This window comes from Cellulomonas sp. Y8 (assembly GCF_008033115.1).
In the GTDB taxonomy this organism is placed as follows: Bacteria; Actinomycetota; Actinomycetes; order Actinomycetales; family Cellulomonadaceae; genus Cellulomonas.
Window position 1 is genome coordinate 4,386,906 of record NZ_CP041203.1, and the last position, 25,737, is coordinate 4,412,642.

33 protein-coding genes are annotated in these 25,737 nt (G+C 75.6%); 17 read left to right on the forward strand and 16 right to left on the reverse strand.

Features of this window, described 5'->3' with window-relative positions; all coding sequences use genetic code 11:
• Window positions 1–2: 2 nt before the first annotated feature.
• The gene (locus FKM96_RS19980) at window positions 3–401 is read left to right on the forward strand and encodes a hypothetical protein (RefSeq protein WP_147796721.1); all 399 of its coding nucleotides are present in this window, start codon (window positions 3–5) and stop codon (window positions 399–401) included.
• 16 nt (window positions 402–417) lie between these two features.
• Here FKM96_RS19980 and FKM96_RS19985 read toward each other — a convergent pair whose 3' ends face one another.
• From FKM96_RS19985 to FKM96_RS20000, 4 genes are all read right to left on the reverse strand, one after another.
• Window positions 418–1,128 carry a YafY family protein gene (locus FKM96_RS19985; RefSeq protein ID WP_147796722.1) on the reverse strand — a complete coding sequence of 237 codons (711 nt, stop codon included), beginning with the start codon at window positions 1,126–1,128 and terminating at the stop codon, window positions 418–420.
• A gap of 40 nt (window positions 1,129–1,168) precedes the next feature.
• Window positions 1,169–1,561 (reverse strand): nuclear transport factor 2 family protein, encoded by a 393-nt coding sequence (locus tag FKM96_RS19990; protein ID WP_147796723.1) that lies wholly within the window; start codon window positions 1,559–1,561, stop codon window positions 1,169–1,171.
• 78 nt (window positions 1,562–1,639) lie between these two features.
• Window positions 1,640–1,903: a metal-sensitive transcriptional regulator gene (locus FKM96_RS19995; protein ID WP_147796724.1), complete on the reverse strand. Its 264-nt coding sequence runs from the start codon at window positions 1,901–1,903 to the stop codon at window positions 1,640–1,642.
• A 234-nt stretch (window positions 1,904–2,137) separates the two neighbouring features.
• Window positions 2,138–3,877, reverse strand: a complete 1,740-nt coding sequence (locus tag FKM96_RS20000; protein WP_147796725.1) for an FAD-dependent oxidoreductase — start codon at window positions 3,875–3,877, stop codon at window positions 2,138–2,140.
• 277 nt (window positions 3,878–4,154) lie between these two features.
• Here FKM96_RS20000 and FKM96_RS22385 point away from each other — a divergent pair, with 277 nt between their 5' ends.
• The 5 genes from FKM96_RS22385 (at window position 4,155) to FKM96_RS20020 (ending at window position 8,348) form a co-directional block, all read left to right on the forward strand.
• The gene (locus tag FKM96_RS22385; RefSeq protein ID WP_371300458.1) at window positions 4,155–4,676 is read left to right on the forward strand and encodes an NAD(P)-binding domain-containing protein; all 522 of its coding nucleotides are present in this window, start codon (window positions 4,155–4,157) and stop codon (window positions 4,674–4,676) included.
• Window positions 4,677–4,693: 17 nt separating this feature from the next.
• Window positions 4,694–5,155 (forward strand): hypothetical protein, encoded by a 462-nt coding sequence (locus FKM96_RS22390; protein ID WP_371300459.1) that lies wholly within the window; start codon window positions 4,694–4,696, stop codon window positions 5,153–5,155.
• A 36-nt stretch (window positions 5,156–5,191) separates the two neighbouring features.
• On the forward strand, window positions 5,192–6,448 hold the full coding sequence (locus FKM96_RS20010; RefSeq protein WP_147796726.1) for an SLC13 family permease: 1,257 nt from the start codon (window positions 5,192–5,194) through the stop codon (window positions 6,446–6,448).
• 62 nt (window positions 6,449–6,510) lie between these two features.
• Window positions 6,511–7,173: a response regulator transcription factor gene (locus tag FKM96_RS20015; protein ID WP_147796727.1), complete on the forward strand. Its 663-nt coding sequence runs from the start codon at window positions 6,511–6,513 to the stop codon at window positions 7,171–7,173.
• On the forward strand, window positions 7,170–8,348 hold the full coding sequence (locus tag FKM96_RS20020) for a sensor histidine kinase (RefSeq protein ID WP_147796728.1): 1,179 nt from the start codon (window positions 7,170–7,172) through the stop codon (window positions 8,346–8,348). The genes FKM96_RS20015 and FKM96_RS20020 overlap by 4 nt, the downstream gene beginning before the upstream one ends.
• A 41-nt stretch (window positions 8,349–8,389) precedes the next feature.
• On the opposite strand, the gene FKM96_RS20025 is transcribed toward FKM96_RS20020, so the two are convergent.
• Window positions 8,390–8,701 carry a hypothetical protein gene (locus FKM96_RS20025; RefSeq protein ID WP_147796729.1) on the reverse strand — a complete coding sequence of 104 codons (312 nt, stop codon included), beginning with the start codon at window positions 8,699–8,701 and terminating at the stop codon, window positions 8,390–8,392.
• A gap of 233 nt (window positions 8,702–8,934) precedes the next feature.
• Here FKM96_RS20025 and FKM96_RS20030 point away from each other — a divergent pair, with 233 nt between their 5' ends.
• From FKM96_RS20030 to dhaK, 4 genes are read left to right on the forward strand one after another with little or no spacing between them, the layout of a single operon-like run.
• Entirely contained in the window at window positions 8,935–9,813 is an 879-nt protein-coding gene (locus FKM96_RS20030; protein ID WP_147796730.1) for a class II fructose-bisphosphate aldolase, read from the forward strand.
• Window positions 9,810–10,601: an HAD-IA family hydrolase gene (locus tag FKM96_RS20035; RefSeq protein WP_147796731.1), complete on the forward strand. Its 792-nt coding sequence runs from the start codon at window positions 9,810–9,812 to the stop codon at window positions 10,599–10,601. The genes FKM96_RS20030 and FKM96_RS20035 overlap by 4 nt, the downstream gene beginning before the upstream one ends.
• Entirely contained in the window at window positions 10,598–11,218 is a 621-nt protein-coding gene (gene dhaL, locus FKM96_RS20040; RefSeq protein ID WP_147796732.1) for a dihydroxyacetone kinase subunit DhaL, read from the forward strand. The genes FKM96_RS20035 and dhaL overlap by 4 nt, the downstream gene beginning before the upstream one ends.
• A 36-nt stretch (window positions 11,219–11,254) precedes the next feature.
• Entirely contained in the window at window positions 11,255–12,250 is a 996-nt protein-coding gene (dhaK, locus tag FKM96_RS20045; protein WP_147796733.1) for a dihydroxyacetone kinase subunit DhaK, read from the forward strand.
• A gap of 82 nt (window positions 12,251–12,332) precedes the next feature.
• On the opposite strand, the gene FKM96_RS20050 is transcribed toward dhaK, so the two are convergent.
• Complete coding sequence (locus FKM96_RS20050) at window positions 12,333–13,022, reverse strand: SDR family oxidoreductase (protein WP_147796734.1); 690 nt, start codon at window positions 13,020–13,022, stop codon at window positions 12,333–12,335.
• A gap of 58 nt (window positions 13,023–13,080) precedes the next feature.
• Between FKM96_RS20050 and FKM96_RS20055 the strand changes: the two genes are divergently transcribed.
• Window positions 13,081–13,473 carry a MerR family transcriptional regulator gene (locus FKM96_RS20055; RefSeq protein WP_147797265.1) on the forward strand — a complete coding sequence of 131 codons (393 nt, stop codon included), beginning with the start codon at window positions 13,081–13,083 and terminating at the stop codon, window positions 13,471–13,473.
• A gap of 19 nt (window positions 13,474–13,492) precedes the next feature.
• On the opposite strand, the gene FKM96_RS20060 is transcribed toward FKM96_RS20055, so the two are convergent.
• The 7 genes from FKM96_RS20060 to FKM96_RS20085 all read right to left on the reverse strand — a co-directional run bounded on the left by FKM96_RS20060 (window position 13,493) and on the right by FKM96_RS20085 (window position 19,254).
• Window positions 13,493–14,071, reverse strand: coding sequence for a GNAT family N-acetyltransferase (locus FKM96_RS20060; RefSeq protein WP_147796735.1), 579 nt, complete (start codon window positions 14,069–14,071; stop codon window positions 13,493–13,495).
• A gap of 295 nt (window positions 14,072–14,366) precedes the next feature.
• Window positions 14,367–14,609, reverse strand: a complete 243-nt coding sequence (locus FKM96_RS22395) for a hypothetical protein (RefSeq protein WP_371300461.1) — start codon at window positions 14,607–14,609, stop codon at window positions 14,367–14,369.
• 36 nt (window positions 14,610–14,645) lie between these two features.
• Window positions 14,646–14,969 carry a trans-aconitate 2-methyltransferase gene (locus tag FKM96_RS22400; RefSeq protein WP_371300463.1) on the reverse strand — a complete coding sequence of 108 codons (324 nt, stop codon included), beginning with the start codon at window positions 14,967–14,969 and terminating at the stop codon, window positions 14,646–14,648.
• Between the two features lie 130 nt (window positions 14,970–15,099).
• On the reverse strand, window positions 15,100–16,848 hold the full coding sequence (locus tag FKM96_RS20070) for an HNH endonuclease signature motif containing protein (protein ID WP_147796736.1): 1,749 nt from the start codon (window positions 16,846–16,848) through the stop codon (window positions 15,100–15,102).
• Between the two features lie 199 nt (window positions 16,849–17,047).
• Window positions 17,048–17,458, reverse strand: a complete 411-nt coding sequence (arr, locus tag FKM96_RS20075; RefSeq protein WP_147796737.1) for an NAD(+)--rifampin ADP-ribosyltransferase — start codon at window positions 17,456–17,458, stop codon at window positions 17,048–17,050.
• Window positions 17,459–17,498: 40 nt separating this feature from the next.
• Window positions 17,499–18,299, reverse strand: coding sequence for an oxidoreductase (locus FKM96_RS20080; RefSeq protein ID WP_246855099.1), 801 nt, complete (start codon window positions 18,297–18,299; stop codon window positions 17,499–17,501).
• 133 nt (window positions 18,300–18,432) lie between these two features.
• On the reverse strand, window positions 18,433–19,254 hold the full coding sequence (locus tag FKM96_RS20085) for a DUF4184 family protein (RefSeq protein WP_168217060.1): 822 nt from the start codon (window positions 19,252–19,254) through the stop codon (window positions 18,433–18,435).
• Window positions 19,255–19,432: 178 nt separating this feature from the next.
• Here FKM96_RS20085 and FKM96_RS20090 point away from each other — a divergent pair, with 178 nt between their 5' ends.
• Genes FKM96_RS20090 through FKM96_RS20105 form a run of 4 tightly spaced genes read left to right on the forward strand, consistent with a single transcriptional unit; the run spans window position 19,433 to window position 22,202 of the window.
• Complete coding sequence (locus tag FKM96_RS20090) at window positions 19,433–20,029, forward strand: VanZ family protein (protein WP_147796739.1); 597 nt, start codon at window positions 19,433–19,435, stop codon at window positions 20,027–20,029.
• A gap of 37 nt (window positions 20,030–20,066) precedes the next feature.
• Window positions 20,067–21,050, forward strand: a complete 984-nt coding sequence (locus tag FKM96_RS20095; protein ID WP_371300464.1) for an alpha/beta fold hydrolase — start codon at window positions 20,067–20,069, stop codon at window positions 21,048–21,050.
• Between the two features lie 9 nt (window positions 21,051–21,059).
• Complete coding sequence (locus FKM96_RS20100; protein ID WP_147796741.1) at window positions 21,060–21,635, forward strand: dihydrofolate reductase family protein; 576 nt, start codon at window positions 21,060–21,062, stop codon at window positions 21,633–21,635.
• A 42-nt stretch (window positions 21,636–21,677) separates the two neighbouring features.
• Window positions 21,678–22,202 (forward strand): hypothetical protein, encoded by a 525-nt coding sequence (locus FKM96_RS20105; protein ID WP_147796742.1) that lies wholly within the window; start codon window positions 21,678–21,680, stop codon window positions 22,200–22,202.
• A 78-nt stretch (window positions 22,203–22,280) separates the two neighbouring features.
• Here the strand turns inward: FKM96_RS20105 and FKM96_RS20110 are convergent, their stop codons facing one another.
• Together FKM96_RS20110 and FKM96_RS20115 are read right to left on the reverse strand one after the other, a co-directional pair.
• Window positions 22,281–22,451 (reverse strand): DUF1059 domain-containing protein, encoded by a 171-nt coding sequence (locus FKM96_RS20110; RefSeq protein WP_147796743.1) that lies wholly within the window; start codon window positions 22,449–22,451, stop codon window positions 22,281–22,283.
• 59 nt (window positions 22,452–22,510) lie between these two features.
• Entirely contained in the window at window positions 22,511–23,611 is a 1,101-nt protein-coding gene (locus FKM96_RS20115; protein WP_210417322.1) for an EAL domain-containing protein, read from the reverse strand.
• Window positions 23,612–23,838: 227 nt separating this feature from the next.
• On the opposite strand from FKM96_RS20115, the gene FKM96_RS20120 reads away from it, so the two are divergent.
• Together FKM96_RS20120 and FKM96_RS20125 are read left to right on the forward strand one after the other, a co-directional pair.
• Window positions 23,839–24,744, forward strand: a complete 906-nt coding sequence (locus tag FKM96_RS20120; protein WP_147796744.1) for a hypothetical protein — start codon at window positions 23,839–23,841, stop codon at window positions 24,742–24,744.
• Window positions 24,741–25,202, forward strand: coding sequence for a GntR family transcriptional regulator (locus tag FKM96_RS20125; protein ID WP_147796745.1), 462 nt, complete (start codon window positions 24,741–24,743; stop codon window positions 25,200–25,202). Before FKM96_RS20120 ends, FKM96_RS20125 begins: the two co-directional genes overlap by 4 nt.
• On the opposite strand, the gene FKM96_RS20130 is transcribed toward FKM96_RS20125, so the two are convergent.
• On the reverse strand, window positions 25,156–25,704 hold the full coding sequence (locus FKM96_RS20130; RefSeq protein ID WP_246855100.1) for a VOC family protein: 549 nt from the start codon (window positions 25,702–25,704) through the stop codon (window positions 25,156–25,158). The two genes, FKM96_RS20125 and FKM96_RS20130, sit on opposite strands and share 47 nt — an antisense overlap.
• Window positions 25,705–25,737: the final 33 nt, after the last annotated feature.

Below are 25,737 nucleotides of genomic sequence, written 5' to 3' on the forward strand. Positions count from 1 at the left end.
CCATGGGGGCGCTGCGCGACCTGGTCCGCCTGGTCCGGTGGAGCCGGGCGCAGAGCCGGCCCTCCGTGGCCGACGCGCTGAGCGCGGGCGTCCGGGCCACCGACGACGTCCGGGCGTACCAGGACGCGCTGATCAGCGGCGTGGTGGGCGCGCACAACGGCGTGCCCACCACCGCCGTGGTCGAGGCGGTCGCCGCGCTCCCCGCCACCGGCGACGGCCCGCGGCGGGCGGAGCTGGTGCTGCGGATCGACGCACCCGGCGAACCCCGGGTGACGCACGCCGAGGCGCTCCCGAGGCCGGTGCGCGTCGGCGACCGGCTGCCGATCTGGGTGGTGCGGTTCGATCCGCGACGGTTCGCGATCGACTGGGACCGGGTGGCGGTCCCGGGACAGCGGCCCTGACGGACGGTCCCACCGCTCAGCCGAGGCTCCGGATCGGCCAGCGCACCTGGTCCGCCTGCAGCAGCGCCGGGTCGCGCTCCGGCGCGACCTCGTCGAGGAGCTCCAGGCGCGTGATGCGCTCGATGCGGAACCCGCGGATCGCGTCGCGGAGCCGGCACCACCCGACGAGCAACCAGGCGTCTCCTCCGCGCAGCAGCCCCATCGTCTCGACGTCGCGGACCGTGCTCGCCGGGACGTCGTCCCCCGAGGCCTCGCCCAGGTAGGTCAGCCGCACGACCCGCCGGGCGGCGATGGCGTCCGAGAGCATGCCGAACGGCACGCCACCTCCTGCCGGGGCGACGGGGTCGATGACCTGCATCCGCCCGAGCAGCTCCTGCACCGGGGCGCGGTGCTCCTCCCCCATGACCGCCGCGACCTTGGCGCGGGCGCGCCGGGCGGCGCCCTGGTAGGGCGAGGTGTCGAGCAGCGCCAGCCCGGCGAGCACCGCCAGGGACTCGGCGGCCGAGAGGTTGAGCGGCGGCAGCGAGTACTCGGGCAGGATCGCGTAGCCCCCCGTGACCCCGTGCTCGGCGTAGAGAGGCACGCCCGCGACCTGGAGCGACGCGATGTCGCGCTCGATCGTGCGGGTGGACACCCCGAGCTCGCGGGCGAGCCGGGCGGCCGACCACGGCCGGCGCGCTCCGCGGAGCAGGTCGACGAGGGCGTACTGCCGCTCGGCTCGCTTCATGCCGCCAGCCTGGCAGACGCGTCGTCGCTGGTCGCGGCGGTCAGCTGCGCATGCTCCGCTGCCCCCCGACGGACCAGACCCGGCGCACCCGGCCGTCGGCGTCGAAGTCGAACACGTCCACGCCACCGGCCCGTGCGCCGCCCTGCTCCACGTCCCAGAGCAGCCGGCCGTGGTCCCCGTCGATCGCGTCGGCGACCGCGGTGAACACCACACCGGGGTTCTGGCCGTGCCACCAGGTGAGGTACCGCGCGAAGTCGTCGGCGGAGCGGATGCCGTCCGCCGGGGTCGAGCCGTCCGGCTCGGTCACGGCGAAGTGGATGCGGAAGTCCTCGGCGCAGATCTCGCGGGCGAGGTCGCCGTCGGAGTTCCACATGGTCAGCCACAGGTCGAGGGCGCTGCGGGAGGTGGTCGTGGTGTTCGTGGTCCCGGTCATGCGTCCAGGCTCGGACACGGGCGCGACAACGGTGTGTCGGTGTTCCGGGACCGGTCGACCGGTCCCCGGCGCCCGCGCCTAGGCCAGCGAGAGGAAGAGCTTCTGCAGCTTGTCGACGTCCAGCGTGCTGTCGTCGTCCGGGTCGGTCAGGCACTGCTTCATGCCGGACGCGATGATCGCGAAGCCGGCGCGGTCCAGCGCCTTGGAGACCGCGGACAGCTGGGTCACCACCGGTTCGCAGTCCTGGCCCTCCTCGATCATGCGCACCACCGCGGCCAGCTGGCCCTGGGCCCGCTTGAGGCGGTTGACGACCTTGCCCATCTCGCCGCGGTCGAGCTCCATGGTCGTCCTCTCCTCAGCTGCAGGTGCACTGCTGGTCTCGGGGCACGTCGGCCATGACGGACTCGACGTGCATGCCGCAGCCGGTCCAGGTGGTCTTGCCGCAGGAGCGGCACAGGGCGGGGCTGCACATGGTGGGTGTTCTCCTCGTTCGTGGGTGTGGGTGTGGGTGTGGGTGTGGGTGGTGGGTCAGGGGGGCCGTTCGCACGACGACCGCCCGGGCATCCTGCCGCAGGGTCACACCAGGGCCCCGTCGAGGGCCCGATCGTGGGCGCGGGTGAGGTCGGGGCGGGCCAGGTCGAGGCTGATCCAGCCGCCGGACAGGTTGCGGGCGTCGAACCCGGCCTGCAGCAGGACGCGCGTGGCGATGTGCGACCGGACGCCGCTGGCGCAGTGCACCGCCACCGGGCGGCCGTCCGCCGCCGCGCGGACCTCGTGGAGCCGGTCGCGCAGCTCGGTGTGCGGGATGTGCAGCGCCCCGGCGAGGTGCCCGCGGTCGTGCTCGGCGCGCGTGCGGACGTCGAGGACCAGGCTGCCGGCGAGCACGTCGTCGGCGTCGTCGGGCTGCCACTGCGGCATGGTGCCGTCCAGGGCGTTCTGCGCCACGAAGCCCAGCATGTTGACCGGGTCCTTGGCCGAGCCGTACGGCGGCGCGTAGGCGAGCTCGAGCTCGGCGAGGTCGTCGGCGCCCATCCCGGCGCGCAGGGCCGTGGCCAGCACGTCGATCCGCTTGTCGACGCCCTCGCGGCCCACCGCCTGGGCACCGAGCAGCCGGCCGTCGGGCGCGAAGCTCGCGACGACGTGGACCTGCTCGGCCCCCGGGAAGTACCCGGCGTGGTGGCCCGCGTGGACCCGGACCGTCTCGTGCGCGAGGCCGGCGCGCCGCAGCGTCGACCGGCCCGCCCCGGTGACGGCCGCCGTCAGTCCGAACACCCGGACGATCGCGGTCCCGAGCACCGGCGCCTGCGGCGTCGTGCGCCGGCCGAGCATCGCGTCCGCCGCGCGCCGGCCCTGGCGGTTCGCCGGCCCGGCGAGCGGCACGGGCCCCCGGTCACCGGTGACGGCCTGGACGACCTCGACGGCGTCGCCGACGGCCCAGACGTGCGGGTCGGAGGTCCGCTGGTCGGCGTCGACCCGGATCGCGCCGCGGGCGCCGAGGTCGAGACCGGCGTCCCGGGCGAGGTCGCTCGCGGGCCGCACGCCGACGTTCACCACGACGACCTCGGCGGGGAGCCGGGTGCCGTCCGACAGGCTCACGAGCGCGGCCCCGTCCGCCGTCCCGGTGATCGCCGTGGCCGAGACACCGAGGTGGAGCCCGACGCCGTGCGCGCGCAGCTCGTCCGCGAGCAGCGGCGCGAGCTCGGGGTCGAGCGGAGGCAGGACGTGGTCGGCGAGCTCGACCAGCGCGACCTCGAGCCCGCGGGCGACGAGCGCGTCCACGGCCTCCAGCCCGATGAAGCCGGCACCGACGACGACGGCACGCCGGGGGCCGTTGACGGGCAGCGCCGCGATCCGGTCGGTCAGGGCGTCGAGGTCGGGGACCGTGCGCAGCGCGTGCACCGCGGGGTGGTCGAGGCCGTCCACCGGCGGGCGGACGGCGACGGCCCCCGGAGCCAGGAGCAACGCGTCGTAGCCGAGCTCGTAGCCGCCGGTCGCCGTCGCGACGTGCACGGTGCGCGCGGCGCGGTCGATCGCGGTGACGCGGCTGCCGGTGCGGACGTCCAGCGCGAGCGCGGCGTGCAGCGACCCGGGCGTGTGCAGCAGCAGGTCCGCGCGCTGCTCGATCTCGCCGGACAGCCCGTACGGGAGACCGCAGTTCGCGAACGAGACGTGCTCGGACTGCTCCAGCACGACGATCTCGGCGCGCTCGTCGAGGCGGCGGGCGCGGGCGGCGGCGCTCATGCCTCCGGCCACTCCCCCGACGATCACGAGGCGGCGAGGACGGGGTGCGGCGGCGGGGTCGGAGGTCGTGGACATGGCGTGATCGTATACCCCCGGGGGTATCGGGACCAACCGGTCCCGCGGACCCCGCCCCGGACCTGGGACCCGCGCCGGCGACCTCACAGCCCAGCCGCGCGATTCCTGCCGTCGACGTGGCGCGCGGCGCGCGGCGGGCGACCGGGGTGGTCGGTGCCGCAAGTCGGGCGATAGGGTGACGCGCGTCACACCCCGTCTCCACGCGTCGCAGCACCGGACCTGACCGGACGTTCGCGACGGACGGCGGGGCTGGGGGACACGGGCCGAGGGGGGCGCGGTGACGGGTGACGCCGAGGGACGGACCGTGGAGGGCGGCGCTGAGCCGACCCCCCGCTCGACCGCGAAGGTCGCCGTGGTCGGCGCCGGCGCCGTCGGCGCGACCCTCGCCTACGCCGTGCTGATGCGCGGCGCGGCGCGGGAGGTCGTGCTCTACGACGTCGACACGGCGAAGGTCCGCGCCCAGGCGCTCGACCTCGCGCACGGGATCCAGTTCGTGCCGATGGCGCACGTGGTCGGCACGGACGACATCACCGCATGCGCCGGCGCGGACGTCGTGGTGGTGACCGCGGGGGCCAACCAGCGTCCCGGGCAGACCCGCACGGACCTGGCGGAGCGCACGATCGGGCTGATGCGCACGCTCGTGCCGCAGCTCGTCGAGGTCGCGCCCGACGCCGTGTTCGTGATGGTGACGAACCCGGTGGACGTCGTCACCTACGGCGCTCCGGTTCTCCGGACTCCCCCGGCGCCCGGGTCATCGGGTCCGGGACGGTCCTGGACTCCTCCCGGTTCCGGTACCTGATCTCCCAGCACGTCGGGGTGGCGGTGCAGAACGTGCACGCGTACATCGTCGGCGAGCACGGCGACACCGCGGTGGCGCTGTGGTCCTCGGCGACGATCGGCGGGGTGCCCCTGCTGGACCTGGACCCGCTGCCCGGGCGCGAGCCGCTGACACCGGCCGTCCGCGCGTCCATCGCGCACGACGTGGTGCACTCCGCGTACGAGATCATCGAGGGCAAGGGGGCGACCAGCTACGCCATCGCGCTGGCGGGGTCGCGGATCGTCGAGGCGCTCACGAACGACGAGCACCGCGTCATGCCCGTGTCCTCCCTGATCGACGACCTCGACGGCATCGGCGACGTGTGCCTGTCCGTGCCCACCGTCGTCGCGCACGACGGGGCCGGTGCGCCGCTGCGGGTGCCGATGTCGACCGACGAGCTCGTGGCCCTCCGGCGCTCGGCGGACGCGCTGCGGGAGACCGCCCGCCCGTTCGGGCTCTGAGCCCCCGACGGTCGACCCGCGGCGACGGCGACCCGGATGTCGGACGCCACCACCAGCCTCCTGGTCCTCGCCGCCGCCGTCGCCCTGTTCGTCTGGAACCGGCTCCCGGCCGCCGTCGTCGCGGTCCTCACGGCGCTGGCGCTCGCGGCGACCGGCGTCGTCACCGAGGCGCAGGCCGTCGCCGGGTTCGGCGACCCCGTGGTCGTGTTCATCGCGACGCTGTTCGTGCTGAGCGAGGGGCTGCAGGCCTCGGGCGTGACGGCCTGGGCGGGCGACCTGCTGCTGACGCGCGCGGGCACCGGTCGGCGGCGGGTCGTCGTCGCGGTCATGGCGCTTGCGGCGGTGACCTCCGCGCTCGTCACGCCCAACGGCGCGGCCGCGGCGGTGCTCCCGGTCGCGCTCCTGGTGGCCCGGCGCTCCGGGAGCGCTCCGTCCCGTCTGGGCATCCCGGGGGCCTACGCGGCGAGCGCCGGCGCGCTGCTCACCCTGGCGGGCAGCCCGGTCAACGTGATCGTCTCCGACGCCCTGGCCGACACCACCGGGGACCGGTTCGGCTTCTTCGAGTTCGCGGCGCTCGGCGTGCCGCTCACCCTCGTGACGGTGCTGGTGACGACGCTGCTCGGGAACCGGCTGCTGCCCGACCGAGCGGCGCCGGACCCCGCCCCCGGGTCGGTCGTGCACGAGGACGCGCGCGTGGGCGGCGCCGCGGTCCGGGCGGTTGTCGTGCTGGTGGCGACGATCGCCCTGCTGGCCTCCGGGGTGGTCACACCGGCCTTCGCGGGCCTGGCCGGGGCCGCCGCGATGGTCCTCACCGGTGTGGTGCGGCCCGCCCGGGCGCTCCGGGCCGTGCCGTGGGAGACGCTGGTCCTGATCGGCGGCCTCATCCCGCTGTCGGCCGCGATCTCGGGGTCCGGCGCGGCCGACGTGCTGGCGGACGTCGTGGTCCGCGTGGTCCCCGACGGCGACGGGCACCTCCTGCTGGTCGCGCTGTTCCTGCTGACGGTCGCCCTGGGGCAGTTCGTGTCGAACGCGGCGACCGTCCTCGTCGTCACGCCCATCGCCCTGGCGGCGGGCGCCGAGGTCGGCGTCGGGGCCGAACCGGTGCTGATGCTCGTGGCGGCGGCGGGGGCGGCGTCGTTCCTCACGCCGCTGGCGACCCCGGCCAACATGATCGTGCAGGGCCCCAGCGGGTACCGGTTCGGCGACTACTGGCGGCTCGGGGCGGTGGTGACGCTCGCGTGGCTCGTCGTGGTGACGCTCGTCGTGCCCCTGGTGTGGCCTTTGGGCTCGTGAGATCCGGGCCGCCTCCACCGAGGCGCGTGGCCGCGCGCCGCCCGCCGCCCTACGATCGGCACGTGACGCCCCTCACACGCGTCGGCATCGTCGAGGACGAGGCGCTGATGCGCTCGATGCTCGAGCAGACCCTGTCGGCGCAGGAGTCGATCCGCGTCGTGCACGCGGTCCCGGGGGTCACGGAGGCGCGGCTCGTCTTCACCCCGGGCTCGTGCGACGTCGCGCTGCTCGATGTCAACCTGCCCGACGGCAACGGGGTCGCCCTCGGCGTCACGCTGCAGCGGGCGGACCCGCGGCTCGCGGTCATGCTGCTGTCCAGCGAGGACGTCATGGGCCTGTTCACCACGGTGCAGGACCAGGCGAGCCGGCCGTGGAGCTACCTGTCCAAGAGGTCGAGCTTCGCCCGGGACGTCCTGGTGCGCGCGGTCGTGGCCACCGCGCAGGGTCAGGTCGTGCTCGACCCCTACCTGGTCCAGCGGTCGCAGCCCCGGCCGGGGTCGGCCGTCTCCGAGCTCACACCCGCGCAGTTCGGGGTGCTGCGGCTCGTCGCGGAGGGGCTGTCGAACCAGGCCGCCGGCGAGCGGCTCGGGATCAACGAGCGCTCGGTCGAGAGCCACCTCAAGTCGATCTACCAGCGGCTCGGGATCGACGGCGACGGGCACAACCGGCGGGTCGCCGCCGTGCTGGCGTTCCTCGAGCAGACGGGGCGCACGTGGCGGGGGTGACCACGGCGACCGCGGGCAGCCGTGACCTACGACGCGTCACGCTCGTCGTCGGGATCACCAACACCGCCCTCTACGCGGCGCTGACGGCGGGCGCGTGGGCCGCGTGGGGCGGGTTGCAGGCCGAGCTGAGCCGGGAGCGCAGCCTCGCCGCCGTCGTCGCCGACGGGGTCCTCATCCTCGTCATCAACCTCGCGTTCGGGCTCGCCGTCCTGGCCGGCGCGCTCGCGCTGGGCGTGCTCGACCGCGGCTGGCCCGCCCGCGTCGGGCTGACCGCCGCGGTGTCCGCGGCCGCATCGGTGCCGCGGATGGCGGCCCTGGTGTCGCTCGGCAGCACGCCCACCGGCGTGGCCTACGTGACCGCGACCGGCGCGATGGGGTTCCTGTCCGGCCTCGTCGGCGTCCTCGCGGCCGTCTTCGCGGGGACGCTCGTCGACCGCGCCCGGCGCGAGGAGCAGCGCCGCGCGGCCGAGGCGGACCGCGCCCGCCGCGCCGTCGACGCGCTGCAGGACGAGGAGCTCCGGGTGCGGCGCATGGTGTTCGACCAGCTGCACGGCACCCTGCAGTACCACCTGGTGAGCGTGACCGCCGGCCTCGACCGGCTGGCCGAGGACCTGGACGCGGCCGGCGCCCGCGACCGCGGCGCGGAGGTCCGCGCCTGGGCGGGGACGCTGGAGGAGATCCGGGAGCAGGACGTGCGTTCCCTGAGCCACGCCGTGTTCCCCTCCGGCGCCGACCTCGGCACGGAGGAGGCGATCGCACTGCTGCTGCACCGGCTCCCGGCGCAGGTCAGCACCTCGATCGAGATCGGCCCCGTCTACCGCGGGCTCGTCGACCGCGGCGCCGCACCCATGCCGATGGCCGAGCGGCTCGTCGTCATCTACACCGTCGAGGAGGCCGTCACCAACGCGCTCAAGCACGGCCGGGCGCACGCGGTGCAGGTGCGCGCCGAGGCCGAGCCGACCTCGGACCCGGGGCGCTGGGTGTTCGCGACGGTCGTCGACGACGACGGCAGCGGGCCGACGCGCCCGGACCCGCCCCTGCACGGGCTCGCGCGGCACCGCGAGCGGCTCGAGCACCGGGGCGGCACGCTCACGCTCGGCACGAACCCGGACGGCGGCGGGCGGCTGAGCTTCCGGCTGCCGTTCACCGTGTCGCCGGGGGCTCCGCCGTCCTGACGTGACCTCCCGCCGACGCACGGCGGATGGCCCTCGCCCGCTCAGTCCCGGCCCGGCGGCCGATCGCGGTGCGGGTCCTGGTCCGTGCGTGGCGGCTCCTCGCGGCGCGGCTCCTCCTCGAGGACGGAGGCGCGGCGCCAGGCGGACCAGCTCGAGACGGAGAACATCACGGTCCCCGCGAACGCGAGCGCGGAACCGACCCAGGTGCCGAGCGTCTCGTCGACCGTGACGCTGATCAGCACCTTGGCGGCGAGCCCCAGCAGGACCAGGACGGTCGGGACGTCCAGCACCCGGCGGGCTCGCTGCGAGTCCTGGCCACGAAGCGACCCACCGGTGGCTGCTTCCCGGCCCATCGTGACCCGCTCTCCCGATGACGTCCTCGCGCCCGATGGTGGCAGGAGGTGGGGGCTCGCGCACGGCGGGACGCCGACGCCCCGCGCCCCGATCGGGTGCTGGCCGGCGGCCGGCTCCTCCAGGCCCGACCGCGGGTGATCCTCGCGGTCCACCCTGGCCCGTGCGCGCGGCGGCGCCCTAGACTCCGGACAATCCGGACGCATCGCAGCGTCCGGGCCCGAGGAGATCGACGATGATCGCATCCACGGCGGCGCTCGCCCGGCACGGCCGCGAGCACGGGTACGCGGTGCCCGCGGTGAACGTCCTCGACGACCTGAGCCTGCGGGCGGTGGTGGCCGCCGCGGTCCACCTCCAGGCCCCGCTCATCGTCCAGCTGTCCGTGAAGACGGTCCGGTCGACGGGCACCGAGCTGCTGACCAGCATGTTCCGGTACGCGACCCGCGACCTGACCGTCCCCGTGGCCCTGCACCTGGACCACTGCCCCGACCGGTCGGTGATCGACGAGGTGGTCGCCGCGGGCTGGTCGTCGGTGCTGTTCGACGCGTCGGACCGGGACCTCGTGACGGCCGAGCGGGAGACGGCCGAGGTCGTGGCGCAGGCGCACGCGGCCGGCCTGGACGTGGAGTCCGAGATCGAGAACATCGTCGGCGTCGAGGACGGCGTCGGGTCCGACGTCGCCCTGCACGCGTACTCCGTGGAGCAGCTCGCCGAGGTCGCGGACCGGACCGGCGCCGACCTCCTCGCGCCGCAGCTCGGCACCGCGCACGGCGAGTACCGCGCGCGGCCGGTCCTCCTGCCCGAGCGGGTGCGGGAGCTCGCCGCGCTGACGGACCGGCCGATCGTCCTGCACGGCGGCACCGGGCTCTCGGCGGACGACTTCGCCGCGTTCATCGCCGCGGGAGTCTCGAAGATCAACATCTCGACCGCCGTGAAGGTCGCCTACATGCGCGCGGCCGCGGCCCACCTCGACGTCGCTCGCGAGCGCGACAAGTGGGACCCCCCGAGCATGTTCCGCGACGTCGCCGCGGCGGTCGAGGGCGCGATCGTGCCGCTGGTCGAGCAGTTCGGCGCCGCCGGCCACGCGCGCGGCGTTGCGAGGGCCGTGCGGTGAGCCCGGGGCTGCTGCTCGACTGCGACGGCGTGCTGGCCGACACGGAGCGGGACGGACACCTCCCCGCCTTCAACGCGACCTTCGAGGAGTTCGGCCTCCCCGTGCGCTGGTCGCAGGAGGAGTACGGCCGGCTCCTCGCGATCGGCGGCGGCAAGGAGCGGCTGCGGACCCTGCTCGAGCCCGGGCTCGTCGCCCGCGCCGGGCTGCCGACCGACGAGGACGAGCAGCGGGAGCTGGTCGCCCGCTGGCACCGGGCGAAGACCGAGCGCTACACCGCGCTGGTCCGCTCGGGCGCGCTCCCGGGCCGCCCCGGGATCGCCCGGCTGGTCGCCGAGGCCGACGCGGCGGGCTGGCGGCTCGCCGTCGCGTCGACCTCCGCAGAGGAGTCGGTCCGGGCGGTGCTGGAGCACGCGGTCGGGCCGGGTCTGGCGGCGCGGTTCGACGTGTTCGCGGGCGACGTCGTGCCGCACAAGAAGCCCGCACCGGACATCTACCTGCTGGCCCTGCGCGAGACCGGGCTCGACCCGCGCGAGGTGGTCGTCGTCGAGGACAGCGCGAACGGGCTGCGGGCCGCACTCGCCGCCGGGCTCACCACCGTCGTCACCGTCAGCAGCTACACGCGGGACGAGGACTTCACCGGGGCCGCGCTGGTCGTGACGTCCCTCGGCGACCCCCCGGACGACCCGGCGACCACGCTGGCCGACCCCCGCGGCCTCGAGGTCGACGGCGCCGTCCGGCTCGAGCACCTGCAGCGCCTCCTCGGACCCCAGCAAGGAGCGACACCGTGAGCCAGCAGCGCGTCGAGCAGGTCGTCCGCACCGTCGCCGAGACCTGCGTCGAGAACGAGCAGTACTTCGGCGAGCTGGACTCCGTGGTCGGCGACGGGGACTTCGGCTTCTCCCTCGCCCGGGGGTTCGAGAACGTGCTGGCGGGCTGGGACGACTACGACCGGGCCGACGCCGGGACGTTCCTCCAGAAGATCGCGGTGACGATGAGCGGCCGGATCGGCGGCACCTCCGGCCCGATCTGGGGCACGGCGTTCCTGCGGGCCGCCGGCGTCGTCAAGGGCAAGCAGGAGGTCACGGGCGACGACGTCGTGGCGATGCTGCGCGCCGCCGTCGAGGGGATCAAGGCGCGGGGCGGCGCCGACCTCGGCGAGAAGACGCTGCTGGACGCGCTCGTCCCGCTGACGGACGCCGTCGAGCAGCGGCTCGCCGCCGGCGCCGCCCCCGCCGAGGTCGCGCAGGCGGCCGCCACGACCGCGCGCGCCGCGGCCGAGGCGACCCGGCCGATGCAGGCCCGGCGTGGCCGGGCGTCCTACACCGGCGAGCGCAGCATCGGGTCCCTCGACCCCGGCGCCGTCGCCGTGGCGGTGCTGGCAGAGCGGGTCGCCGCCACCTGGTGAGCGACCGAAAACCGGACGACAGGGAAGGCGACCGCGATGAAGAAGTTCGTCAACGACCCGAAGACCTTCGTGCCCGACATGCTCACCGGCCTGGCGCTGGCGAACCCGGACACCCTCCGGTACGTGCCCGAGTACAACCTGATCATGCGGGCCGACGCCCCGCGGCACGACAAGGTGTCGATCATCCAGGGCTCCGGGTCCGGTCACGAGCCCGCGCACGTCATGGTGGTCGGCAAGGGGATGCTCGACGGCGCGTGTCCCGGCGACGTGTTCGCCGCCCCGCCGATGGAGTACGTGCTCGAGTCCGCCAAGCTGCTCGCGTCCGACAAGGGCGTGCTGCTCCTGGTGAACAACTACACCGGCGACAAGATGGCGTTCGAGATGGCCTCCGAGCTCGCCGAGGCCGAGGGCCTGTCCGTCCGCACCCTGTTCATCGACGACGACGTCGCGGTCCAGGACTCGACGTGGACGGTCGGTCGCCGCGGCGTCGCGGGCAACTTCTTCGTGATGAAGGCCGTCGGCGCCGCCGCCGAGGCGGGGGCCGACCTGGACGAGCTCGTCCGGATCGGCGAGAAGGTCAACTCCGTCACCCGCACGATGGGCATCGCCCTCACCCCGTGCACGCCGCCGGCCAAGGGGTCGCCGCTGTTCGAGCTCGGCGACGACGAGATGGAGGTCGGCGTCGGGATCCATGGGGAGCCGGGCCGCCGCCGGGCGCCGCTGGTGCCGGCGGACGGGATCGTCGACGAGCTGCTCGGTGCGGTGCTCCCGGACCTGCCGTACGCCTCGGGCGACGAGGTCGCGCTGATGATCAACGGGCTGGGCGGCACGCCGATCAGCGAGCTGTACCTGCTGTACGGGATCGCGCACCAGAAGCTCGCCGCCCAGGGCATCACCGTCGGACGCTCCTACGTCGGCGAGTACTGCACCTCGCTCGACATGGCCGGCGCGTCCCTCACGCTCGTCCGGCTGGACGACGAGATCCGCGGGCTGCTCGCCGCGCCCGCCGAGGTGGCGGTGCGGGTGTTCTGACGCGGCGCGGGCACGCGGGCGGCGGTGGGCGCTGCTCCCCGCCGCCGCCCGCGGGGGTCGGCCGGGCGGCCGGTCCGTACCGTCAGGCGGTGAGGAACCGCTCGTAGAACGCGCGCGGGTCCTCGGCCAGGGACGCCTTGACCATCGCGCTCCAGTCGTCGACGACGACCTCCAGGTCACCGGCCTCGACGGCGTCGAGCGTGCGCCGGACGACGGCGACCGGGTCCTCCTTCGGCCCGTCGATGCCCGCGGCCATGTCCGTGTCCGCGAGGCCGAGGTGCACGGACGTGACCTGGGTGCCCTGCGCGGCCAGCTCGAGCCGCAGCGCGTTGCTCATGTTCCAGTTCGCCGCCTTGGACACCGCGTACGCCCCGGAGCCCGGGAACGCGAACCAGGACAGTGCAGAGGCGACGTTGACGATCCTCCCGCCGCCGTTGGCGGCCAGCACGGGCGCGAACGCCCGGACCATCGACAGCGTGCCCCAGAAGTTGACGTCCATCTCGGCGCGCACGCCCGCGAGGTCGCCGAGCAGCGTCGAGCCCGTCGAGATGCCGGCGTTGTTGACGAGCAGGTCCACGTCCGTGGCCAGCGCGGCCGCCGCGGCGACGGCGTCGGGGTCGGTGATGTCGAGCGCGACCCGGCGGACGCCGGGCAGGTCGATCGCGGCGGGCTCGCGAGCGGCGGCGTAGACGGTGGCCCCGCGGGCGAGGAGCTCGGCGGCGAAGTGGCGACCGAGGCCGCGGTTGGCCCCGGTGATCAGTGCTGTTGTCATGTCTGGCACGCTAGGACCTGACGTCGACGTGAGGGTCAAGTGCGGGTCGGGAGGCCGGGTGCGCATCGGGGAGGTCGCCGCGCAGGCGGGCGTGAGCGTGCGGGCGCTGCGCTACTACGAGGAGCAGGGGCTGCTGGACGCGGAGCGCACCGCGAGCGGGCAGCGCCGGTACCCGCCGGGTGCGGTCGAGCGGGTCCGGTTCATCCAGAGCCTCTACGCCGCCGGGCTGGGCAGCAAGGCCGTGCTCCGGATCCTGCCGTGCATGGACCGCGGGGTGCTCACCGACGAGATGCACGACCGGCTGCTGGCCGAGCGCGCGCGGGTGCAGGCCCAGCTCGACGAGCTGACCGCGACCCGCGACAAGCTCGACGACGTCATCCGGCTCGGGCAGGCGCACCGCCTGGGACACGGGCACCGAGCCGGCGCGGACGCCTGCGCCGCCGCCTCCTGAGGGGACCCGGTCCCCGGACCTACGCCGGCGCCACCGTCGTCCGCATCACCGTCTTGCTCGTCCCGATGTGCCGCTCGAACACGAACCCGGCCTCCTCGAACATCCCGCGCGTGACGTTGTGCAGGAACGAGGACGAGACCCGCTTCCCCGGTGGCAGCTCGTTCGGGAACGACACCACCTCCCCGCCGCCGGCTCGCGCGATGAGGTCCAGCGCACCGCGCAGCGCCTCCAGCGCCACGCCCTGCCGCCGGTGGTCCCGGTCGACGAAGAAGCAGGTGATCCGCCAGGGCGCCGGGCGGCTCTCCCCCGCGTCGTACTGCTTGCGGTGGTAGATCCGGGGCAGCTCCTCCGGGCTGCCGTACTGGCACCAGGCGATCGCCTGCTCGCCGTCGAACACCAGCGCGGCGTGCGCGACGCCCTCCTCCACCAGCCGCCGCTTGAAGTCCGGCCCCGCGTGGTCGGCCTTGGTCGTCGTCGGGGTGTCACCGTGGAAGTAGCTGCACCAGCAGCCGCCCCACACGCCGTTGTGCTTCTCGGCGAGCGCGCGCCAGGCCGGGAACGTCTCCGGCGACAGCGGCTTCACGACGTGTGCGGCCATGGGGCGATCCTGCTCCCGGGACGCTGCGGACGGAAGGCCCGGCGGCCCGATGTCCGGCGGCCGACGCCGGCGGTGCACGCGGGCGGTGCACGCGGGCGGTGGACGCGGGCGGTGGACGGGGGCGGTGGACGGGGGCGGTGGACTGAGGCGGTGGCTGCGAGCGATGGCTCCGAGCGGTGGCTGCGCGTGTCGTCGGGCGGTAGCTCCGAGCGGTGGCCGCTGGCGGCTCCCGCCGTCGCGCGACTCGCGGACGCGTGACCGATCGCCCCCGGTCGTCGCGCGCGGTCGGGCGCGGTCAGTGCTCGCCGACCCGCGCGACGACGGCGCCGTGCGGGCGGTGCCCGCGCCCGGTACGTCGGTGCTGCTCGACGACCTCGAACCCGTGGTCGCCGAGCATCGCGCGCAGGGCTGGTGCGGGCCACCGGTAGGCCGGGGCCACCGCGTGGTCGAACCGGTGGACCGTCGACTCCGAGTCGAAGTACCCCAGCAGCAGCGTCCCCCCGGGCCGCAGGATCCGCGCGAACTCGGCGAGCGGCACCCCGATGCGGTCCGGAGCGTGGTGGATCGTCGAGTATCACGCGAGGATCCCGCCGAGCGAGGCGTCGGGCTCATCCGTCCGGTCGATGCTGCCGACGGCGAACGGGACGCCGGGGTACATCGACCGGGCACGTTCGACGAAGGCGGCGGCCAGGTCGATTCCGCGGGCCTCGTGCCCCCGCCGGACGAGGTGGTCGGTCCAGTGCCCCGGTCCGCACCCGGCGTCGAGGACGGGCCCGGCGACCCCGTCGACCCAGGTCTCCACGAGCTGCCTGTCCGAGGGGTGCACCGCGGACATCGAGCCGAAGAGGTCGACGTACTCACCCGCTCTCCGGGAGTAGGCGCCGGCGACGGTGGTCACGCGGCCGACGCTAGCGCGACACGCTCCGTCCGGGTGCCGTGCGGCCGATCTTCCTGCTTGCGATCGCCCCGGATCCGGAACGCAGGCACGCCGGCACGCTGCGTGGGGTGGCGCACCGCACCGGCCGATCTCAGAACGGGGGTGGTGCGTCGTAGGGGTCGGCGGTGGCGTCGTGGGTCTGCCCTGTCCCCGGCCGCGTGAGGTAGCGGTGCCCGGTGGGGGTGATCCACTCGAACAACCCGGGGCTGATCTGCCGCAGCCGGAACCCGCCGTCGGTCTTCAACCGGTGGTGCCGGTGGCACACGGGCCCGAGGTTGTCGGCGTCGGTGCCGCCGAGGGGCGTGTCGGGGTCGCCGCCCGGCAGAGGGTGGAACTCCTGGGTGTGGTCGAGCTCGCAGGCGCAGGCCGGGACCCTGCACCCGGGTGCCGCGCAGGTCCCGTCTCGGGTGCGGACGAGGTCGGCCAGAGCGGCGGGTGGTCGGTAGCGTTCGCGGCCGACGTCCAGGACCCGGTCGGTCAGCGGGTCGGTGACGACGCGCTGCCAGACCCCGCCGATCGCCAGGGCCCGGGCCTGGACGGCGTCGATGGGGCCGTGGCCGTCGAGGTGGGCGGGCTGGTCGTCGAGCCCGAGGAGCGTGGAGGCGGGGATGGTGATGCGGACCTCGGCGCCAGGACGTCCGGAGCAGCGGGTGCAGCCACGCCGGGTCGTCGTGGGTGTGGTGCTGCGGGCGAGGGCGGTCCTGGTCGGCGTCGGTGGCGCTTTGGTCGGCGAGACGGGGTGGTCCTGGCTGGGCCCGGGCTGCGAGGTGGTGTCGTCGAGCGGGGTGAGGGTGGCGATGGGGATCGGCTCGACCGGGCGGGTGAGCACCGCACCGTCGCGGTCGGTGAGGGTCGCCCCGTTCCACGACCGTCGCGGCTCCGGCGGCACCGGGAGACCCGAGGACAGGTGGACCTCGAACGCCGGCCCGTCCGACTCCGGGACATCGCCCACGACCAGGTCGCGCAGCCCGTCGGCCCGCAGCTGGTCCAACGTCCGGTCGTCGCCGAGCGCTTTGGCGGTCTTCGCGGCATGGGTCAGGACCCCGTCGACGCGCAGCGCGTCCGCCGCGTCCAGCACCAACCACATCGACGCCATGCCGTCCGGCTGCGGGCGCGGGTGGGAGACCTTCCTCGTGCACCGGGCGCGTTCGCGGCGCGCGGCGGCGCCCTCGGGGTCGACCAGCCGGATCTCCCGCTCCACACGCTGGCGGAGCTCGGCGACCGAGCACTGGTCGGCGTCGGGCAGCACCGCGTCCTCCACCGCGTGGGCGACCTGGAAGGACAGGTCCGCCAACCCCGCCGTCAGGACCTGGGCCTTGGCCGCGTCGAGGTGCCCGACCTCCAACGCCTCGCGGGTCGCGCCGAGCATCCCGTCGAGCACCAGGGCACGGTGCACGGTCTTCGTCGCCGCGACTCGGGGCCAGCCCAGTCGCATCGCGAGCTCGTCGCCCGCGACGCACGCCTGCGTCGGCGGGGCACCGGCCAGCGGCGACCACTCCGGGCTCATCTCCTCCCGGGAGGCGAGCTCGGCGATCAGGCCGAGGGTCCGGGCGTGCTGGTAGGACTCGATCCGGGTCTGCGCGGCGATCACCTCGACCACGATCGCCGAGGACAGCACGCTCGGGTCCAGCCCCCGCAGCCAGGCGTCCAGTTCTGGCCCCGGCGGACATGTCGCGATCGCCTCGATCTGCCGCTGCTCACCCGTCCGAGGCGCGCCACCGGCCGCCACGACGGGGTCCGGGCCGAAGTCCGTCAGGCAGGTCCCGTCGGGCCCGTAGACCGGCAGCACCACGGCGGCGACCGGGTCGCCGTCGGGGTGTTCCTGCAGGTCAGATGCCATGGAACGACACTACCGACGCCCACCGACACGGCCCCGGCGACCGAGCCTCGCCCTGGGGACGGAGCACGACCACCGCACCTGTGGACGACTCGGCGCCCGCACGACCAACCGCCGCCGAGCACGCCACGGCCCCGAGCAGTCAGCGGCGGGCGTCTTCGGTGACCCGACCCGTCGGCGGTGGGAGTGGCGTCTCCCGACTTCAGTTGATGATCTCGCCCCGTTCGTCGGCCGCCAACGCGGCGATGCGCTCGCGCCAGGACGCCAGGTCCCCGGGGCTGAGCCGCGGCCAGTCGGCGACCTCGCGCACCACGCGGAGCGGCGCGCCGCTGCGGTACGACCGCGTGGGGTTGCCGGGGAACTTCTTGTCGGTGACGTTGGGGTCGTCCTCGTACGGACCGGTCGGCTCGACCTCGTAGACCCGCGGCTCGGCCTCCCCCGCCGCCAGCTCGGCGGCCAGGCCGGCGCCGCCGACGAGCGCGGTGAAGTAGACGTGGTTCATCGTGATCTCGGGCCGGTAGTTCGAGCGGAAGCCCGCGGTCAGCAGGTCGCCGACGCGGAGGTCGGCCTTGGTGCCGTGGAAGAACGGACCGTCGTCGAGCGCCTGGTTCACGCGTCCAGGGTAGGCCGGGCGCCGCGCCGCCCGGGCGGGTTCAGCCCGGACCGTCGCTCGTCGCCGCGAGCAGCGGCACGAGGACGTCGCTGATCGGCGTGGCGATGCCGTGGGCCCGGCCGCGCCGCCGGACGACGTCGTTCCGGACGTCCCACTCGAGCCGTCGCCCGGCCTCGCGGTCGGCGAGGATCGAGGTCCCCCGGTCGACGGGCGCCGCTCGGAACGCGTCGAGGAGCCGCTGGGGCTCGTCGTCCGGCAGGTGCGCGCCCTCGGCCCGCGCGACCGCCAGGCACTCGGTGAGGTACGCGAGCGCCAGCGCTCCGACGTCCTCGCGCCGGAACACTCCCGACCGCCGGCCCGTCAGCGCCATGAGCCCGGCCGCCGCATTCTGCAGGAGCTTGCGCCACGCCTGGGTCGTGAAGTCCGCGGACACGTCGACCGCGCAGCGGCTCCCCCGCAGGGCCTCGACGACCTCCGAGGAACCGGGTCCGTCCGGGACCGTGAGGCGCGGGTCGGCGAGGAGCCTGACGGACCCGTCGTCGCAGTGCACCGCCGGGAACCAGACGACCGACGGGACGACCTCACCGTCCGGGACGAGCGGCGCCACGTCCTCGCGCTGCTGGACGCCGTTCTGGAGCACGCACACGACGGTGCCCGGCCCGCACAGCGCGCGCAGCCACGGCGCGGCTCCCACGGTCTGGGTGGTCTTCACCGCGAGGAGCACGACGTCCACCGGCTCCCGGATCGCGCCGGGGTCGGTCAGCACGGGACCCGGGACGTCGACCGTGCCGCGGTCCGACCGCAGCCGGAGCCCGGCGCGTGCCCGGCGCCCGGCGAGCACCGGGTCCGGCCGGCCTCGTGGAGAAGTGCGGCGACCGACGTCCCGATCGCCCCCGGGCCGACGACCGCGATCCGGGGGACGTGCGTGGGGGTCATCATGCTCTCCGGGCCGGCGACGGGATCTCCCGCCGACGCTAGCGCGCGCCGACCGGCCGCGCCGTCCTTGCCCGGGCGCCGCGGCCCAGCCACCACGCCGCGGACACCACGAAGCCGATCAGGACGAACGCCGTGCCGCCGTCCTTCGCCGCCGCGGACAGGACGGCCTCGGCGCCCGAGCCTGTCGCACCGAGGGCACCGACGACGGCGCCCGCGGTCCCCGCCGCGACCACGGCGCCGACCCCGACCACCTGGAGGCGCCCGAGGACCGGGCCGCCGCCGGCGCGGCGCCATGCGAGGAGCCGTCGCCCCGCCCAGAGTGCGAGCACGAGGAGCCCGGCGGCGGTGCTGAGGTGCTGCAGCACCCGTGCGGCGGGCACCCCGGAGACGAGCGGCTCGCGCAGCCAGGCCACTCGCTGCACCAGGGCCCCGTCCCCGTGGGTGAACGCGTCCCAGACCACGTGCGTGAGGACACCGAGGACCAGGGAAACGACCAGCCAGGCGGCGGCGCGCGAGGTGAACCCCGACGCCGCTCCCGGCGGAGCACCCGCCCCGCCCCGTTCCCGCCGCTCCCCCGGCTCCCCCGGGCCGCTCGCGACCAGCGCCCGCAGCGGCGCGTGCACCAGCCACCACAGCCCGAGCAGCAGCGCGGCGGAGGGAACGGCCACCGTGAGCGCGCCGGGCCAGGCGTGCGTCGTCGTGGCGTTGACGAACGGCTCGTACCAGGACCCCGCCGAGCGCGGCAGGGGCAGGAAGTACGGCACGTCGGGGGCCAGCGCGCCGGCGACGAGCGCGGCGGGGACGAGCGGCCGCCGGGCGAGCGGGAGGACGGCGGCGGGGTGGGCGAGCGTGAAGGGCACCGGAGCAGCGTGCCCGCCGGGCCGCGCCCTGGCGTCCACCCGGGGTCGGACCCGCGACGGTGCTGGTCACCGCGCCGTCCGACCCCGGGTGGACGCGGCGCGCCGCGCTCCGTGCGACGGTGGCGAGGGGCCGGTCCCGCCGACCACGCCCGTCCTCCGAGCAGGAAGTGCAGCGCCCGTGTTCCGCCAGGTCCCCGTCCTCCCCGTCGTCCTCCCCCTGGCGCTCGCCGCGCTCGCCGCGCTGCTCGGGTCGCTGCGCCACCGCGCGCGGCTCACCACCCCGCGCGCCCTCGTCGCGCTGGCGCTGTGCGTCTACCTCGCCGGAGTCGTGGCGAACACGGTCTTCCCCGTCTACCTGGACAAGCCCGTGGGCGACGCGCCGTGGACCAGCCAGGTCGTGCTGGTCCCGTTCGCCGACTACGAGGTCGCCGACGCCCTGATGAACGTGGGGGTCTTCGTGCCGCTCGGGATCCTGCTGGCACTGGTCCTCAGGCGGTCGTCGTGGTGGCGCCCCGTGGTCGCGGCCGCGGGCGTGAGCCTCGTGATCGAGGTCGTCCAGCTGCTCACCACCCACTTCCTGGGCAGCGGCCACGTCGCCGACGTGAACGACCTCCTGTGGAACGTCGTCGGCGGAGCCGCGGGCGTCGCCGTCCTCGCCGTCGCCGCCCGCGTCCCGGGGACGCGCGGACTGGTCGAGCGGTTCCGCTGGGACGCTCCGCCGACCGCTGCCGCGGGCTCCGGGCCGGCCCGCCTGGTCCCGGCCGACGCCGGCTGACACGCCCGGACCGGCCGGTGCTCGTACCGTGTCGAGGGTGCACCCGCCCACGGAACCGTCCGACTCCGGCTGGCTCGACCGCCCCGGCGGCGTCCGGCTCTACTGGGAGGAGTCCGGCGACCGGGCGGGACTCCCCGCGCTGTACCTGCACGGCGGGCCGGGCAGCGGGCTCGGGCGCGGGGGCTACCGCCGGCGGTTCGGCCCGTCGCGCTACCGCGTGGTGGGCCTGGACCAGCGCGGCTGCGGTCGCAGCACCCCGTGCGCGGTCGACGACCTCGACCACCTGGACGAGATCACCACCGGCACGCTCGTCGAGGACGTCGAGGCGCTCCGCGAGCACCTCGGGATCGACACCTGGCTGGTGCACGGCGTGTCGTGGGGGTCCACGCTCGCCCTGGCGTACGCCCTCGCGCACCGGGACCGCGTGACCGCGCTCGTGCTCACCGCCGTGACCACCGGCGGGCGCGACGAGATCGACTGGATCACCGAGGGGGTGGGCCGCGTCTTCCCCGAGGCCTGGCACCGGTTCGCCGCCGACGTCCCCGACGGCGTGCGCGTCGTCGAGCACTACGCGCGCCGGCTCCGTGACCCCGACCCGGACGTGCGCGCGGCCGCCGCCGACGCGTGGGACGCCTGGGAGTCGACGCACGTGTCGCTCGACCCGGGCTGGGCGCCGGGCCCGCTGCACGACGACCCGCGGGAGCGCGCCAACTTCGCGACGCTCGTGACGCACTTCTGGGCCCACGACTGCTTCCTGGAGGGCGAGGAGGCGGCGCTGGCCCGCGTGCACGAGCTCGCCGACGTCCCCGGCGTGCTGGTCCACGGCCGGCGTGACATCAGCGGTCCCGCGGTCACGCCGTGGCGGCTGCACCGGGCGTGGCCCGGCAGCGAGCTGCACGTCGTCGAGTCCGAGGGGCACGGCGGTGACGTCGAGATGGAGCTCACCCGGCGCGCGATCGACGTGCTCGCCGACCGCGTTCCGCGGGGTGGGCAGCCGCTGCGGCGGGAGGACCGGACCTAGGCTCGGCGCGTGCTGATCTACTCGATGAGCGTCACGCTGGACGGCTACGTCTCCGACCGAAAGGGCGGTTTCGCGTGGAGCGCGCCGTCCGAGGACCAGTTCCGGTTCAGCCTGGCGCAGGTCGGGGAGCTCGGCGGGTACCTGTGCGGCCGCCGGCTGTACGAGACGATGCTGCCCTGGGAGACCGATCCGCTGATGCGCGCCACGGACCTGGGTGACGCGTTCGCCGACGTCTGGGCCGCGCTGCCCAAGGTGGTGTTCAGCCGCACGCTCGACCGGGTCGAGGGCAACGCGCGGCTCGCGAGGGGGTCGGTGGCCGAGGAGGTCGCCGCCGCGCTCGCGTGCTCGGACCGGGACGTGTCCGTCGGCGGCCCGGACCTGGCGGCGCAGGCGATCGCGCTCGGGCTGCTGGACGAGGTGCGAGCGTTCCGGAACCCGCTGGTGGTCGGAGGCGGGACGCCGTTCCTGCCGCCCGTGGCGGAACCGCTCCACCTGGAGCTCGTGGAGACGCGGACGTTCGGGTCGCGCGTGGTCTACGAGCGCCACCGCCGCTCCTCGGGTGCGGCCGCCGCCGACCCGGGGTGACGACCCGGGCGCAGCCGCGCGCGCCCCGCTAGCGTGCCGGGAGTGAGCCACCCCGCGACCTGGTTCGACGGCGACGCCCCGCGGTCCCCCGACGAGGCGCGGTTCCTCGCGGCACTGCGGGAGCGCCACGAGGTGTGGGAGCCGGCGGGCCTCGACCCGTCGGGCACCCGCGTCCGGACCGTCCTGCGTCCGCTGCACCTCCAGGTGGACGTCCCCGGTCTCCCGCCCCGGCACGTCGACCTCCAGGTCGGCTACTGGACGGCGGGGCCGCGCGGGACGGGCGTCGAGGGCGGGTGGGGCGGCAGCCACCTCCTCGACGGCGGCCCCGCCGGGGCGCTGGAGCTCTTCGGCCTGCCCGCCGCGCCCGGGGAGCTCGCGGACCTCACGGCGCGGTGGCTCGCGACGGCGCTCGCCGCCCCGGTCGAGCGTGCCGACTGGCTCGACGCCGCGGGCGACGTCGTCGCGAGCCGGTGGACGCTGCCGGGATCCGGGGTGATCGGGGCGCGGGGTCGTCGTCCCGGGCGGTGGCGGCGACGCCCGCCCGACCGGGTCGAACGGGTGCGCTGACGCTCCGTCGCACGTCCGGGACGACAGAGCCCGGCACCGCCGGGCGGCAGGACCGGGCTCCGCCGCGCACGGCGTGCCTCAGGCCGGGAGCATCGCCCCGCGGACCTGCGCGACGAGCTCGGCGGGGACCTCCGTGAGGCCGTGGTCCTGCTGGGCGTGGTGGGCCACCTGGGCGAGGATCTCGTCCTCGGTGCCGGTGAACGCGCGGGCGCAGCCCGGGACGACGTCCCCGCAGCGGAATGCCTTCATGGTGGTGTCCTCTTCCTGGATCTCGGGCCCCGGCGGGGTCCCTCGTCTATCGGCCTGGATCAGGTCCCTGATGAGTCGCAGAGCGCGAGCAGCAGGATGTCGATCGGCACGGTCCCGAGGACCTCGCCGTTGGCCGCGGTGCACACCAGCGGGTCCCACCGTCGGGACTCGGGGCGGAGCATCGCCCGCCGCGCCACCTCCGCGAGCGACGCGCTGGGGGCGACCGTCATGGCCGGCACCCACACCCCCGACCCGTCACGCACCCCGGCGACCAGCCCGCTGTCCGCGAGCAGCACGTCGTCCCGGTCCCGGTCCGCCCCGGCCCGGGCCGGGCGCACGAGGCTCGCCACGTTGCCGGTGAGCGACACCCGCGAGGCGGTCGCGCGGATGTGCGCGGCGTCCTCGTCGGGCAGCGTCGCGAGCATCTGCGGGTGCGGGCGGCCGAGTGCCCAGCCCTGCCCCAGCGGCACGCCGAGGCCGATCAGGGCCTCGAGCTCGCCGCGCGTCTCGACCCCCTCGGCGAGGATCCAGCCGTCCATCCGGCCGACCAGGTCGCCGAACACCTCGGCGAGCGCCCGCTTCACCGGGTCGGTGTCGATCCCGGTCACCAGGGCGCGGTCGAGCTTGACGATGTCGGGCCGCAGCGCGAGGAGCAGCTCGAGACCCGCGTACCCGGTCCCGGCGTCGTCCATGGCGACGAGCGCACCCGCGGACCTGGCCCGGTCGAGCACGGCCATGGCGTGGCCGGCCTCGTCGACGCGGGTGTGCTCGGTGAGCTCCAGGACGATGCGGGACAGGTCGCCGTGCCGGAGCAGAGCGCCCGCGACGAGGTCGTCGGCGAGGAGGTGGGGGTCGACGTTGACGGTGAGGAACGTGTTCGGCGGCAGGTCGGCCCGCGTCGCGACGGCCCGCTCCAGCACGCGCGCCTGGAGCGCCGGGTTCGCCCCCCAGCGCTGCGCGGCCGCGAACCACACGTCCGGGGTCGCGCGCCACGGGCCGTCGAACCGGGACAGCAGCTCGTATCCGGCGACGGATCCCGTGGTGAGGTCCACGATCGGCTGCGCGTGCAGGGCGTGCGCGGCGGGCTCGTCGAGGACGGACCGCAGGGCGTCCCGCCAGCGGGGGTCGTCGACCGGCGGCGCCATGGTCTCGGCGTCCATCGGGGCTCCCCTCTCGGACCTCGCACGCGGACGGGGCGGCGGCGGCCGGCCCCGGGGGGTCGACGGTACGGGGCGTACTCCCCCGGGATGCGCTCCCCGGACGCTCCGATCAGGGGTTTCACCCCCTGCGCGGCGGGGTTCACCCGGCGCCACCCTGACGCGAGGTGCTGGACACGGGAAGGCCCCACTGCTTCAATGAATCACGTCAACGACTCATTGGAGGTCTCGTGGCCGCGCTCGTGCTCCTCGTCCCGCTCGCCGTGCTCACCGGAGCGGTGGTGCTCGCCGTGCACGTCGTCGTCGCGCGACGCGCCGGCCCCGACTCCGCAGCGCCGTCCGTCGCTCTCGCCGCGCGCCGGCACGAGACGTTCGTCTCGGTCGTCGCCGCGCTCGCCAGCGCGGGTGCCACGGTCGCCTTCCTCATGCTGCCGTCGCTGCCGCTCTCGCCGGCGGGCGGCGACCGCGGCGCGGGCTACGCGCTGGGCGCCGCCACCGCGCCCTACGTCGGGGCCGTCGTGCTCTGCCTCGTCCGGGCGGTGGGCGAGCGCACGTGGCCCCGGCCGCGCGGCACGGTGCGGACGGCCCCGCTCACGCGGCGCACGTCGGTGAGCACCGGCGGCTGGCGGCTGGCCGTCCTGGCAGCCACGCTCGGCACCGGCGTCGTCGCGGTCCTGCTCTACGGCGCGACCGCGACGCCCGACGGCCAGCGGGTCGCGCACACCGTCATGGAGGACGGCGGCTCGGTCACGTGGGGAGCCCGCGGCCCCTACCCGGGCTGGTACTACGGCGGCCCGATCCTCGTCGGGCTCGCCGCGGTGGCGGTCGCGACGCTGCTCGCCCTGCGCGTGCTGACCCGGCGTCCGCCGCTCCCGCTCGTCACCACCGAGCACGACGACGGGGTCCGTCGACTCGCCGCCGCACGCCTGCTCGCGGGAGCGCAGCTCTGGGCAGGGGCGGGCGTGGGTCTCACCATGCTGTTCGCCGCCCTGGCGCTGCAGCACACGCCTGTGGCCGCCGCTCTCTCGGCACTGGGGGGCTCCGCCGTCCTGATCGGCTCGATGGTCGTCGCCGGTACCGCGGTGGCTGCACGCCCCGTCCCCCGTCCGCGCCCGCTGGCCGGGATCGCCGCGTGACCGAGCTCCGCGTCGACCTGACGGCCGCGACCCCCGTCTACGAGCAGATCCGCTCCCAGCTCGCGGCGCTCGTGGCCGTGGGCGCGCTCAGGCCGGGCGAGCGACTGCCCGCCTCCCGCGACCTGGCACGGGACCTCGGCGTCGCGGTCGGGACCGTGCAGCGCGCGTACCGGGAGCTGGAGGCCGCCGGTGTCGTGCACGCCCGCCGGCGGACCGGAACCGTCGTGGCCGGGGACGCGGCACGTCCGCCGCGGTCGGGTCCGGACCACACCGCCGACCGCGTCGACCTGCTGGCCGACGTGCGCGCCCTGGTCGCGCGCGCCCGGGCGGAGGGCCTGGACGACGGCGAGCTCCTGCTGCTCGTGCGCGGCGCGCAGGCCGAGCTCCGTCGGCGGCCGAGCCCGGGCGCCGTCAGGCCGGTTGCCAGAGCTCGACCCGGTTCCCCTCCGGGTCGGTGACCCAGCCGAACCGCCCGACGCCGTCCATGTCCTGCGTCTCGGGGGCGACGTCGGCGCCCCGCTCCCGCAGCTGCGCGAGCATCGCGTCGAGATCCCGGACCCGGAAGTTCAGCATCGTCTGCTGCTGCGGCGACCCGAAGTAGTCGGTGTCCGGGTCGAACGCCGCGAACACCGTGGGGCCGGCCTCCTGGTGCCACAGGCCGTGGGCGTCGTCCTCGATCCCGAGCAGGTCCCGGTACCAGAGGGTCAGCGCCTCGGGGTCCCGCGCCCGCAGGAAGTAGCCGCCGATGCCGAGCACCCGCTCCGTGCCGCTCATCGGCCGGCCACCACGAGCACGACCACCGCGGCGAGCAGCAAGAACGGGACCGCCTCGGCCAGGGCAGCCGCGGCCGACCTCGGCGTGCGGGGCGGGCCCGTCGCGGAACGACGGGCCGAGCGGGGCGTCGTTCGTGCCGGGACGCTCGCCGAGCGTCCGCGTGTCGGTCCGGTCGTCGTCGGGCACGGCTCCCCCGTCCGGGTCGGGTGGTCTCGGGCT

Bases quoted from the DNA above. Each gene is read 5' to 3' on its own strand.
- FKM96_RS20060 (WP_147796735.1), bottom strand. From the start codon at position 14,071: ATGGCCGCACACGTCGTGAAGCCGCTGTCGCCGGAGACGTTCCCGGCC.
- dhaK (WP_147796733.1), top strand. From the start codon at position 11,255: ATGAAGAAGTTCGTCAACGACCCGAAGACCTTCGTGCCCGACATGCTC.
- FKM96_RS20115 (WP_210417322.1), bottom strand. From the start codon at position 23,611: ATGGACGCCGAGACCATGGCGCCGCCGGTCGACGACCCCCGCTGGCGG.
- FKM96_RS19990 (WP_147796723.1), bottom strand. From the start codon at position 1,561: ATGACCGGGACCACGAACACCACGACCACCTCCCGCAGCGCCCTCGAC.
- FKM96_RS19980 (WP_147796721.1), top strand. From the start codon at position 3: ATGGGGGCGCTGCGCGACCTGGTCCGCCTGGTCCGGTGGAGCCGGGCG.
- FKM96_RS19985 (WP_147796722.1), bottom strand. From the start codon at position 1,128: ATGAAGCGAGCCGAGCGGCAGTACGCCCTCGTCGACCTGCTCCGCGGA.
- FKM96_RS19995 (WP_147796724.1), bottom strand. From the start codon at position 1,903: ATGGAGCTCGACCGCGGCGAGATGGGCAAGGTCGTCAACCGCCTCAAG.
- FKM96_RS20030 (WP_147796730.1), top strand. From the start codon at position 8,935: ATGATCGCATCCACGGCGGCGCTCGCCCGGCACGGCCGCGAGCACGGG.
- FKM96_RS20110 (WP_147796743.1), bottom strand. From the start codon at position 22,451: ATGAAGGCATTCCGCTGCGGGGACGTCGTCCCGGGCTGCGCCCGCGCG.
- FKM96_RS20025 (WP_147796729.1), bottom strand. From the start codon at position 8,701: ATGGGCCGGGAAGCAGCCACCGGTGGGTCGCTTCGTGGCCAGGACTCG.
- FKM96_RS20050 (WP_147796734.1), bottom strand. From the start codon at position 13,022: ATGACAACAGCACTGATCACCGGGGCCAACCGCGGCCTCGGTCGCCAC.
- FKM96_RS20070 (WP_147796736.1), bottom strand. From the start codon at position 16,848: ATGGCATCTGACCTGCAGGAACACCCCGACGGCGACCCGGTCGCCGCC.
- FKM96_RS20000 (WP_147796725.1), bottom strand. From the start codon at position 3,877: ATGTCCACGACCTCCGACCCCGCCGCCGCACCCCGTCCTCGCCGCCTC.
- FKM96_RS20010 (WP_147796726.1), top strand. From the start codon at position 5,192: ATGTCGGACGCCACCACCAGCCTCCTGGTCCTCGCCGCCGCCGTCGCC.